The 11591-nt window shown below is 34.2% G+C and carries 10 protein-coding genes; 1 reads left to right on the top strand and 9 read right to left on the bottom strand.

What is annotated here, in order from left to right; translation table 11 throughout:
• Positions 1 to 169: 169 nt before the first annotated feature.
• The 5 genes from AAC084_RS10610 to AAC084_RS10590 form a co-directional block, all read right to left on the bottom strand.
• Positions 170 to 964, bottom strand: coding sequence for an SGNH/GDSL hydrolase family protein (locus AAC084_RS10610; RefSeq protein WP_339840155.1), 795 nt, complete (start codon positions 962 to 964; stop codon positions 170 to 172).
• A 261-nt stretch (positions 965 to 1225) separates the two neighbouring features.
• On the bottom strand, positions 1226 to 2428 hold the full coding sequence (locus AAC084_RS10605; RefSeq protein ID WP_339840154.1) for a retroviral-like aspartic protease family protein: 1203 nt from the start codon (positions 2426 to 2428) through the stop codon (positions 1226 to 1228).
• A 207-nt stretch (positions 2429 to 2635) separates the two neighbouring features.
• Positions 2636 to 4123: a glycosyltransferase family 39 protein gene (locus tag AAC084_RS10600; protein WP_339840153.1), complete on the bottom strand. Its 1488-nt coding sequence runs from the start codon at positions 4121 to 4123 to the stop codon at positions 2636 to 2638.
• Between the two features lie 131 nt (positions 4124 to 4254).
• Complete coding sequence (gene fsa, locus AAC084_RS10595) at positions 4255 to 4908, bottom strand: fructose-6-phosphate aldolase (protein ID WP_339840152.1); 654 nt, start codon at positions 4906 to 4908, stop codon at positions 4255 to 4257.
• A 120-nt stretch (positions 4909 to 5028) separates the two neighbouring features.
• Complete coding sequence (locus AAC084_RS10590; protein WP_339840151.1) at positions 5029 to 7059, bottom strand: transketolase; 2031 nt, start codon at positions 7057 to 7059, stop codon at positions 5029 to 5031.
• 400 nt (positions 7060 to 7459) lie between these two features.
• Between AAC084_RS10590 and AAC084_RS10585 the strand changes: the two genes are divergently transcribed.
• Entirely contained in the window at positions 7460 to 8395 is a 936-nt protein-coding gene (locus AAC084_RS10585; RefSeq protein WP_339840150.1) for an alpha/beta hydrolase, read from the top strand.
• A 7-nt stretch (positions 8396 to 8402) separates the two neighbouring features.
• On the opposite strand, the gene AAC084_RS10580 is transcribed toward AAC084_RS10585, so the two are convergent.
• The 4 genes from AAC084_RS10580 to AAC084_RS10565 form a co-directional block, all read right to left on the bottom strand.
• The gene (locus AAC084_RS10580; RefSeq protein ID WP_339840149.1) at positions 8403 to 9092 is read right to left on the bottom strand and encodes a VIT family protein; all 690 of its coding nucleotides are present in this window, start codon (positions 9090 to 9092) and stop codon (positions 8403 to 8405) included.
• A gap of 3 nt (positions 9093 to 9095) precedes the next feature.
• Positions 9096 to 9773, bottom strand: a complete 678-nt coding sequence (gene rpiA / locus AAC084_RS10575) for a ribose-5-phosphate isomerase RpiA (protein WP_339840148.1) — start codon at positions 9771 to 9773, stop codon at positions 9096 to 9098.
• 148 nt (positions 9774 to 9921) lie between these two features.
• On the bottom strand, positions 9922 to 10794 hold the full coding sequence (locus AAC084_RS10570) for a universal stress protein (protein WP_339840147.1): 873 nt from the start codon (positions 10792 to 10794) through the stop codon (positions 9922 to 9924).
• Between the two features lie 74 nt (positions 10795 to 10868).
• Positions 10869 to 11567 carry a Crp/Fnr family transcriptional regulator gene (locus tag AAC084_RS10565; RefSeq protein WP_339840146.1) on the bottom strand — a complete coding sequence of 233 codons (699 nt, stop codon included), beginning with the start codon at positions 11565 to 11567 and terminating at the stop codon, positions 10869 to 10871.
• Positions 11568 to 11591 lie beyond the last annotated feature (24 nt).

The raw sequence follows: 11591 nt of genomic DNA, 5'->3' as shown, positions 1-11591 counted from the left end.
TTTTTATACATATACTTGAAGTGTTTTGTATACATATTTCAGGACGGGTCATAATGTTCGCTAACAGTTCGTTTATGATTAGTTGTGGAAATTTTCAACGGAAATTGTTAGCCTGACCCTAAGATTTATAGATTACACACTTTGTAATAGACAGCTCTTAATTTTAGAATTATTTTTTGAGTTCTTTCAGAACTAATTCCGCAATTTGCTCATGGCAACGTGTCATTGGGTGCCATTCGTCATACCATAAGTATTCTTTAGAATCTGGATCTTTGTAAGTTCCTTTCCAAGGATGGTCTTTAAACTGATTGTTTTCAACTAAATCGTTCATAAACGTATAGATGTCAATATAATATGTTTTTATTTCTGAATTGGTTTTTGTCAGTCCCGTATTTTCTTCGAAAAGCATACTGTAAAGTTCTGCATTAAACTTTTTGGTTAATTTTTTAACATCTGGAATTAGATGATTATACTCCGTTTTAGGTGCATAACCTAAGGATATTGTTAAGTCGAAATTATTGAAAATGACAAAGTGTTTTGCCCCTTTCTTGATTAATTTGTCCAGACCCTTTTTAATATTCTTTACTGAATTTGAAGGATCTTCTTTATTGTCCCAATAGTCATTAACACCAATCCAAACTACATACAAGGTTTCTTCCGGATTGGTTGTAGGCTCATACCCATCTATTTGCCAATTGAATCCAGACCAATCGAAACCCATATAATGTCCATTGTCCGTTCTAGCGCCGCCCCAAGCCCTATTATCCAAATTCTGACATTCCATAAATTCAGAAAGGTATTCTACCCATACATAACCGTTTGTGTCTCTATCGAATCCATGTCCATTTATATATCCGTTATCAGTAAAACTATCGCCAAAGGCAACGATATTTTTGAAATTTTGAGCATGTCCGGTCAATGGAAAAAGCAAAAAACTAATCAATATAATTAGTAAAGTTCTCATATGTAATTGTCTATAACAGTGGTATATAGAACCAAATTAATACATACCACCTATATCAGTACTAATATACCACAAAAAAAAGCATCACTTTTCAGTGATGCTTTTTTACTAAATCTAAATTTTTTAAAACTTTAGTTTCCCTTATTGTAATCAGCTAAAAATCTCTCTTTACCGCTTTCAGTTAATGAGTGTATTAATAGTTCCATAATTGTACTACGTTATTTAATCTGAATCTTAGCGATTATATGGACATTCGTTTGTTTAAAGGAGCTTTACTTTTTTTAATTGGAATTCTAGTTTTTTCCCATTTCTTAAAACTTTAATTGCTATTTCATCAGTCTCTTTTGGTATAATACCATTGTTAAATAAATCACACTTTTTTTCATTAGTAAGGTTGGTGTAATCGATATTATTTATTTGTAAAATTTGGTCTCCAAATTGTAAAACTTTTGATGCTTCGGTATCATTATAAATAAAACCAACAAACATTTTGTTTTCTTCAAAAGTGGATTTAAAACCAAAATCGTTTATTTCTGTATTGAGAGAAGTTCTTTCTTGAATCATTTTTAGTTTTTTTGATTTCCAATTCAAAATCAATCTATAATTTTTAAAAAATGAAATCCCTAGATTGGATGATCCATCTTTAACCCTCACAACTTTATTTTTTATAATATGGTTTCCAATTTTTATCTCGTCAATTTTTGCAGAATACTCATTTTTAGGCTCGCTTTTACCATACATGCCTATACTTGTATATCCTGAGCCCTTAATATAATTGGTTATTTTTTTAGACTCCTTTTGCTTTATAAAGGTAGTGTACGATAAACGCGCGGTTGAATTATTACCTAAATCAACCACATTATTTAATACTCTATCACCATTTACTTGAGTACTTATAGAAGGTTTAGCACCTGCACCAATAAATATTTTTGATTCAATAGCATCTGAAGGAACATTCAATTTCTGCTCATCATTTGTTATCGTTATTAACTGATTTTTAAAATCGAAGTCCCAAACCGCAAACCGCATTAAATTAGAACCTATAAAACCATCGGCATTAAAACAGGCAAGTTCGCCACTATTGAAATCTGAAATGGCAGCAATAGTTTCTTTAAAATTAATGCCTCCTATTTGAATATCATCTATTTTTGTGTATTCAAGTTCTTCACTTTTACCATGAATATCACCCACTTCTTCACTACCCAAAGGTATAACTTGTAGCTTGTCTGCTAATTCTTTTGAAAGTACATTAGAAGCTCCTGTGTCTAAAATAAAGTCATATATTTCATTTTGTATGGTTACTTTGAGGATAATAATTCCATTACGGTATTCAAACGGTACAGTAACTTTAAAGTCTTTTTGAACTATACTTCCTTGCTTAAGTGTTTTATTTATTTTAGACCCCGCACAACTGGATAATAAAGTGAATACAATAAGTGAGTATACTAATTTGCTTAATCTCATAATTACTTTTCTGTTTGAATTTATTAATGATTTTTAGTTGGGAATAAGCATTTTTTATCCCTTCATATTAATAGACGCAAAAAAAATTGAAAAGGTTGCCTGGTGCTTTTTTTTTACTGAAAGCTAATAGTTGTATATCAGTATTAATATACTACAAAGAAAGCATCACTTTCAGGTGATGCTTTCTTTGTAGATAATGCTTTTGATTCAATCAAATATGTGTTTTTCATACTCTTTCCACCATTTTTCAATATCAATTTTCGGTTTTCTGCAAATATATAGCGGTATTCCGTTTTCCTCTCCAATCGCATATTTATTGGTAATTATTTTGATTAATTTGACTTCTTCAAAAACATGTTCTACAGATGATTTTTCGTTACCTAAACTAATCCAAACATCTGCATCTTTATTCCCGTAACCCCAAGTCCAAAAACTTCCGTGTCTGCTAATTGTATTTGGCAGGTTGTATTTCTTACCTAAAATTGTAAGGGCCCCTGCTTCTCCATAGTTTTCAGCCCATAAAACACAATTATTCTTTTCTTTCGGACTCAATGTTTGGTAGACACTGTCAACTAATTGAACTTGTTCTTCCCAACCGAACATATCAGCATAATCTCCTTTCAATTCTACTCTTCCATTCTGTTCTTTTAGGTGGGCATATTTTACATATTTATCTATTGGCAAAATCGGTGTCGCCTCTGGAACAAAATAAATAGAAGGCAACAGTACTATTGCTGCAATGGCATATACGAACGAAGGCCTTTTTGACAATAGAGATTCTATTTTTACCGCTCCGCCAGCAAAAAGAACAGGATAGATACCAAAGACATAATATGCTTTAGAATTAAGCAACCACATGGTGCAAAAAATAACTAAAGTTGCGACACCTACTGTTCTGTATTTTCTTAACTTTTTATCTATTAAAAAGCCGACTAAACCGAATAGGCTAATTATAAGTGTAAATGGAAAGTTTAATTGCTCTAACCCAAACTCCATTGGGTTCATTCCATTTAATTGGCTCTCATGTAGAGCTTTTAAATGTTTTAAGAGTGGAAAATCATTTTGAATTTGCCATATCATATTTGGCAGAAAAATGACCAATGAAATTAAAGCTGAAATATATAGCCACTTGTTTTTAAATAGACTTCCTCTTTTATAGAAAAACAAACCAATACATACGCCAAATGCCCAGACCAATATGGTGTATTTATTCATTAAACCTAAACCTAAAGTGATTCCTAAAAACAATAGGAATTTTTTGTTTTGTGAATTAATAAATTTAATAATTAAATAAAATCCTAAAACCCAGAATAATTGGTCGAATGCTACTGGCTGAAATAAGGTGTGATTTCTGTAAAAAGGCAAAAATGCCAAAATACATATACCTGCAAGTAAAATAGCTTTTGTCTTACCACCTATCTCCTTTGCTATTAGACAACAGAGTATGAGTATGCCAACGCCTGCTAGGGTTGGAAAAAGCCTTACCCCCAACAAAGAATAATCAAAAAGCCAATAGGATATTTTCCCAATTAAACCTATTAGCGGTGGAAATTCCATAAATCCCCAATCTAAATGCTCACTAACTGATAAATGAAGTAATTCATCTCGATGAAAGCCATAGTTCACGTTACCAAACCATTGAATTATAAATTTAATAGTTACAAGAATCAGAATAATTGGTCCACTTTTTTTCATTGGTATTTTAAGAGGTATTACGATACTGTTATTTCATAATAGAAGGCAGAACTTGTTCATTAACCAATATACCACAAAAAAAGCATCACTTTTCAGTGATGCTTTTTTACTAACTCTATAAACTTACAAGCCTAGTTACCCTTATTGTAATCAGCTAAAAATTTCTCTAAACCGCTATCAGTTAATGGATGCTTCAATAGTCCAGTAATTGAACTTAAACCTCCTGTCATAACATCAGATCCAATTTTAGCACAATCGATAATGTGCATTACGTGACGTATAGATGCCGCTAAAATTTGAGTTTGGTAGCCATAGTTATCATAGATCAAACGAATATCTGCAATAAGTCCTAAACCGTCCGTTGAGATATCATCTAAACGACCTATGAAAGGAGATACATATGTTGCACCTGCTTTAGCAGCCAATAATGCCTGACCTACAGAGAAAACCAATGTACAATTTGTTCTGTATCCTTTATCTGAAAAATACTTGATTGCCTTTACACCTTCTTTAATCATAGGCACTTTAATAACGATCTGTGGGCTAATTTTAACCAACTTTTCGCCTTCTGCTACCATACCATCAAAATCGGTAGAAATAACTTCTGCACTTACATCACCTTCTACTAAATCACAGATTTTTTTGTAGTGCGCCATAATGTTTTCTGCACCGGTAATACCTTCTTTTGCCATTAAGGATGGGTTGGTAGTAACTCCATCTAAAATACCCATATCCTGAGCTTCCTTAATCTCGTCTAAATTTGCTGTATCTATGAAAAACTTCATCTTATTATTATTTTTAATTTATTATTTACTCGATAATCGAGCTTTATTTGCTTCGAGGTTTACCTCAAAAATTTTAATTTATTCATTAATAAACATCTATCGGACTTGCCGCGAGGTTGTTTACTTTAAAAAATCCATAACCTCTTTATACACCTGATCTCCGGTGAATCCGAATTTCTCATCTAAAACTGAGGCTGGTGCAGAATAACCGAAATGCTCTAATCCGAACACTTTTCCATTAGCTCCTGTTAATCCTTCCAAGTTCACTGGCAAACCTGCTGTAAGTCCGAAAACTGGTTTGTTTGGTGGAATTACCTTTTCTTGGTATGCTTCAGATTGTTGTCTGAAAAGACCTTCTGATGGTATAGATGCTATATTAACTTTTAAGCCTTCTTTCTCTTCCAATAATTTCGTTGCTGCTACTAATGTTGCAACTTCAGAACCATTAGCAATTAAGATAACATCTGGATCAGCAACTTCTTGAACCAAGTAGCCACCTTTTTCAGCTCCTAAAGCTTCTTCATAACGATTTCCGCTTTTAGCAGGAACATCTTTAATACCTTGTCTAGACAAAATAAGTCCGGTCGGTGTTTTCTGATTTTCCATTGCCATTTTCCAAGCTACATTAGTCTCTTGAGAATCTGCAGGACGTAAAGCAACAAAACTTTGTTCATGACTATGGTTCTTCAATTTCTCTAATAAACGTATTTGCGCTTCTTGTTCAATAGGCTGGTGTGTTGGTCCATCTTCGCCTACTCTAAAGGCATCATGTGTCCAAACAAATTTGACTGGTAATTCTTGAATACAACTTAAACGTATAGCCGGTTTCATATAATCAGAGAATACGAAGAATGTAGCAACTACTGGAATAACACCGCCGTGAAGTGCGATACCATTAGCCATTGCTGTCATTGTTAACTCTGCCACTCCTGCTTGCAAGAAAGCACCAGAAAAATCGCCTTTCTTTAAAATGTGGGTTTTCTTTAAAAAACCATCAGTTTTATCACTGTTCGATAAATCTGCAGAAGAAACGATCATATTCTCAACGTTCTGTGCCAAATAAGCCAAAACATTAGATGAAGCTACACGTGTCGCCTGACCATCTTTTTGTTCAATAGAACTAAAATCAAGATTAGGTAATTTACCTTCTAAGAAACCATCTAGCTTATTTGAAAGCTCAATATTTTCTGAACGCCAAGCGTCTATCTCTTTCTTTTTATTTTGGGCTTCGTCTTTCTTTCTATTGATGATATCTTCGTAGTATTCCTCTACTTTTGTATATATATCAAAAGGATTAGCTACATCAGCACCTAAGTTTAATAAGGTTTTTTCATAATCTGCACCTGTATCGCCAATTGGCTTTCCGTGTAGTTCTGTATACCCTTCGTATGGTGTACCATCTGCAGTAACACAACCTTTACCCATTATCGTTTTACCAATAATCAATGTTGGTCTTTCAGTTTCTGCGTTAGCATCTCTTAAAGCCTTTCTTATTTGCTCGTGGTCATGCCCGTCGATAGTAACAACGTTCCATCCCCATGATTCATATTTCATGGCCGTATTCTCAGAAGTAACCTCATCAGTTTTAGATGAAAGTTGAACATCGTTAGAATCGTAGAACATAATAAAATTACTAAGTCCTAAATGGCCAGCAATTCTACCTGCACCTTGAGAAATTTCTTCTTGAACACCACCATCAGAAATAAAACCATAAATTTTATGGTTCATCCAATCTCCAAAACGAGCTTTTAAGAAATTCGCAGCTACTGCAGCTCCTACTCCCATCGTATGACCTTGACCTAATGGTCCTGATGTATTTTCTATACCTCTTGCAACATCAACTTCTGGGTGACCCGGAGTTACCGATCCCCATTGTCTAAAATTAGCTACATCATTTTTCTCATAATTACCCAATAGGTAATATTGAGCGTACATTAAGGTTGATAAATGACCTGCATCCATGAAAAAACGATCACGAAACGGCCATTGCATATCTGAAGGATCGTAGTTGAAAAATTCAGAGTATAAAATATGCATATAGTCTGCGCCTCCCATCGGTCCGCCTGGGTGTCCAGAGTTTGCCTTTTCCACCATGGCTACCGCTAATGCCCTTATATTATCAGCTGCTAATTGATCTAGTTCCTTATTCATTTATTGTAAAGTTATTTTTAAGGTTCGTGTTTACTTTAAAACTACTAAAATCTCCTCAAAGATACTTTATATCAAGCGCTAATTAAAATAATTGGAGCAACATAATTCTATCGTGTTCAAGTCTTAAGTCCAAGTACACCGATTGTTATACTGTTAAAAGAATCGAAAGGGTTTTCGAAGACAGGGTTTAAATACAAAACATATCTATAATTACATTAAATACTAGATTATAAGCACTTACAGCCTACATTTGTATGTTTTTTGCATCGGCAATCTTAAAAAATAATTTCTAGTGTTGACAGATTGATGAAAAGAACATCTCAATTCGTAATTAATTTATAACGTTTTAATCTAATTCTGTATACTTTGAGCCCAAGTAACAGCAGTTTAATAACCCCATATGCATTCTATAAAACTGTCATTTGAATTGTACAGATACCTGCTTTTTTTTGGTTTCTTCATTGTCATGAATACCATTACCGGACAAACTGCGGTTGTTAAAAAGGAAGTTGTTCGAATGAAAACGTATAATTACGCAGATACTTTATTACTTGACTATTATACCGTACCAACAGATACTTTTAAATTGAAACCCACTATAATTCTTGTTCACGGTGGTGGTTTTACAGCAGGGCAACGCAATGGTGGTGATGAAAAAGGTCTGAGCATTTACTTGGCAAAATTGGGATTCAATGTTGCCTCTATCGATTATAGGTTATCGCGAAAAGGAAAGTCTTTTAACTGTGATTGCCCTGCAGCTATAAAAATGAACACCTATACAGAAGCTGTAGCCGACCTTTCTAAAGCTATTAATTATCTAACAAAAGGAGCTGCCCCTTTTCAAGTAAACCCTTCTAAAATCTTTTTAATTGGAAGTAGTGCCGGAGCGGAAACGGTATTGAACTTTCTTTTTATGCGGTACGACTATCGTTTTAAAGACCTACCCTACCCAAATGCAACCATAGTGGGTGCCGTAAGTTTATCCGGTGCAGTGGTAGATAATAATTATATTGATGAAAGTAACAAATTACCTCTGCTTTTTTTTCATGGAGCTAAAGATTCGGTTGTACCCTACGGCACAAATTCTCATCGTAATTGTAGTACTTCAGATGTTGGGTATATTGTTTTAAACGGGCCTAAAACTATTGCTGAACGCTTAACCGATTTAGACGGTAATTTTAGGGTCTATCGTAATGAATATGGTGGACACGAATGGGCATCACTCGGATTTGATTTCCCTGAATTGATAAGTCAATTTTTAAAAGAAGTTTTAAATGGCGAAGCCACTATGAAAGATTTTGAAACCATTATTTCTCCCTTAGAAAGTAAGGAGTAAGTTTAAACTAAGCTACACTTATCTCAAATAAATGACCTATTAAAGCAGTAATAACCATGGCTACGGTACCCCAAAAACTAATTCTTAAAATAGCTTTCCAAACATTAGACCCACCTGCTTTAGCTGCTATTGCGCCTAATAACGCCAAGAAAACAACAGCGAAAATATATTGAACATATTCCATGTACTCAAGCGAACCAAAATAGGCTACCAAAACAGGAAGCGCTCCACCAAAAATAAAAGATGCTCCAGATGATAATGCAGCTAATAAGGGGTTGGCTTGAGTAATTTCATTAATACCTAGCTCGTCTCTGGCATGAGCACCCAGGGCATCGTGCGCAGTTAATTGCTCGGCAACTTGTAAGGCCAAATTTTCGTCCAATCCTCGTTCTTCATAAATTTTGGCCAATTCTAACAATTCTTCCTCTGGCATTTCTTCTAGCTCTCTTCGCTCTCTGTCCAAATCTGCACTTTCTAAGTCTTCTTGTGAACTAACCGACACATATTCACCTGCAGCCATTGATAATGCACCTGCCACCAGACCTGCAACTCCAGCTAAAATAACCGGTTCCCTAGTCGTGCTTGCTGCAGCAACACCTATTACTAAACTTGCTGTAGACAGTATTCCATCATTTGCACCCAAAACAGCTGCTCTTAACCATCCGCTTCTAGTACCATAATGTTTTTCATCTTGCATAGTTTATTTTTTTTCTACAATTGCTTGTTCTCCTTTACCGATAATCACCAAATCAGTAGACGTTAAAAACAATCCGGTTTCTACAATGCCTGGTATATTTTTAAGCTGATGTTCTAAATCGGTCAGTTTAATATCCGTATTCCAAATATCAATATCTAAAATGTCGTTATTCTCATCAGTTTTATAATCATCAGCCCCTCTCATTCGCTGAACCGGATGAAGATTCATTTCTTTAAGTTCTTTTAAAATAAGTTGCGTAGCAAAAGGTATTGTTTCTATGGGTAATTTAAACTGCCCTAGTCTTGAAACTTGTTTTGAAGAATCGGCAATTATGATATTGAAATCAGAATTATGGGCTACTATCTTTTCACGCAGTAAGGCTCCACCTCCACCTTTAATCAACTGAAAATTACTATCTACTTCATCTGCCCCATCGATAGTAAGGTCTAATCTTTTGGCTTCTGCAAGGGTAATAACTTCAATCCCCAACTTCTTGGCCAGTTTTTCTGTTTCGTCAGAAGTAGCCACAGCTTTAATCTCTAAACCTTGTTCTACCATTTGACCCAAAGCTTCAATCATAAAAAAAGCAGTAGACCCAGTTCCTAAACCTACTGTCATTCCATTTTTAATATACTTTACAGCTTCTAATGCTGCTACTTTTTTTTCGTTTATCGCGCTCACTTTATAAATGTTCTTATATTAATATTGGTATTTCTTAAGCGTTAAAGATATTTATAATTAACTGATGTAATTACTTTAAGAAAAAAGTATACTTTAAAATAGAGGTAGTGGATACTCTAAAAATAATTAAAAAATTAAATCTAAGCGCTTAATGACTCAATGTGACGCCATTTTCTACGCCTTGAATTAATACAATCGGAATTTCTAAATTGAATTTTGACCGCTCTACCACAAAATCACGACATAAATTTTTCATGTAACTATTGGCACTGTTAGACATCATCAACAATTGACATTTAGATCGTTCAACAAATTCTTCTATAGATGCGCCTATATTGTTATCTATGGTTAATTGATGATAAGTGTGTGAAACAGATGCCAACTTTTGTTCTATAAAATCATGATTCAGTTTCTGCAATTCGTATAACGGACTTGATTTGTGCTGAATAGTTACTATGTTTATAGAACTATTAAAAATAGTAGCCAATGTTAAAACCGAGTCCAATTCACCACTACTGAAAATATGATTGGAATCTGAAACAAAAGCAATGGTCGATGACCCCATAAATTCAAAACCCTTCGGAATCGCCAATACCGGACAATTATTTACAGCATTTAGTATTCTAACTGTATTTCTACCCATGTATATCGATTCATCATCAGAGCCGCCTATGCTGCCCATAATTATGAAATCTATATCATGCTCGATAACTGCTTCTTTCACCTCATCTATTAATAACGAAAATGAAGAGATTGTTTTATAACAGTGAAGTGGATTTTTAAAATCTTTTTTGACTTTTCTTACAATATCTTTTAAACCTTTTTCAGAAGATAATGCTGCTTTCGAACTTTCTGAAAAGCTCGAGACTGTGCCTGCCATTAAGCGATTGCTATGCATTTCTGGAGTATAGGTATTTAAAAAATAAAAGACACAGTTGGTTCCCTCAAAAAGATGCAACGCAAATTTTACGGCATTCCATGCAGATGTTGAAAAATCAGTAGGTACAAGTATATTTTTCATATAAATGATACGGGTCGTTTAATGATAAATTTAGGTCGCCTAGCAGATTAAAACTATGACATTCATCAGCATAGCTATTTATTTAAAAAACCATCTGCCAATTCTTGTAAAGTTTGCTCTTCTATAACCCCAATTTTCTTGCCCGCCGTTTTTATAAGTCCCTTTTTCTTAAATTCAGATATCATACGAATGAGAGACTCTGTAGCAGCACCAACAATATTTGCATAATCGTCTCTACTTAAAGTCAACACCAAAAAGCCATCTTCATCTTCACCATAGTTTTTCTTTAAATAAACAAACGCCTCTGCTAAACGCTGTTTTACCGTTTTCTGAGACATATTTACAATAACATCATCGGCCTCCTTTAAATCATGCGCCATGTGGCGTAATACTTCAAGTGAAAAATTAGGATTTGTATTTAACGTATTAGAAATTACTTCTTTAGGTATAAAGCATACTTCCATATCGTTTATGGCAGTAGCACTTAAATTGGTGAAATCTTCAGCAACAACCGACCGTTGCCCCATCACTTCGCCCTTATTGGTCAACTTTACTATTTGTTCTTTTCCGTTACTACTTAACTTAGATAGTTTTGAGACTCCGTCCTTAACACAATACACGCCATCAAGTTTCTGCCCTTCTACAAATAAAGACTCCCCTTTTTTAATTTTTTTAGATATCTTAGAATCAGAAACTTTTTTCAACTCTTCTTTGCTTAATGCGCGAAGCGAATTAAACTGTCGAACAATACAATTCTCACATTTACTTTCCATGGCCATTTACTTTATACCTAACAC

The organism is uncultured Maribacter sp. (assembly GCF_963977385.1).
Lineage (GTDB): Bacteria > Bacteroidota > Bacteroidia > Flavobacteriales > Flavobacteriaceae > Maribacter.
The sequence above is the reverse complement of the archived record's forward strand: the minus strand, read 5'-3'. Positions and strand labels throughout refer to the sequence as shown.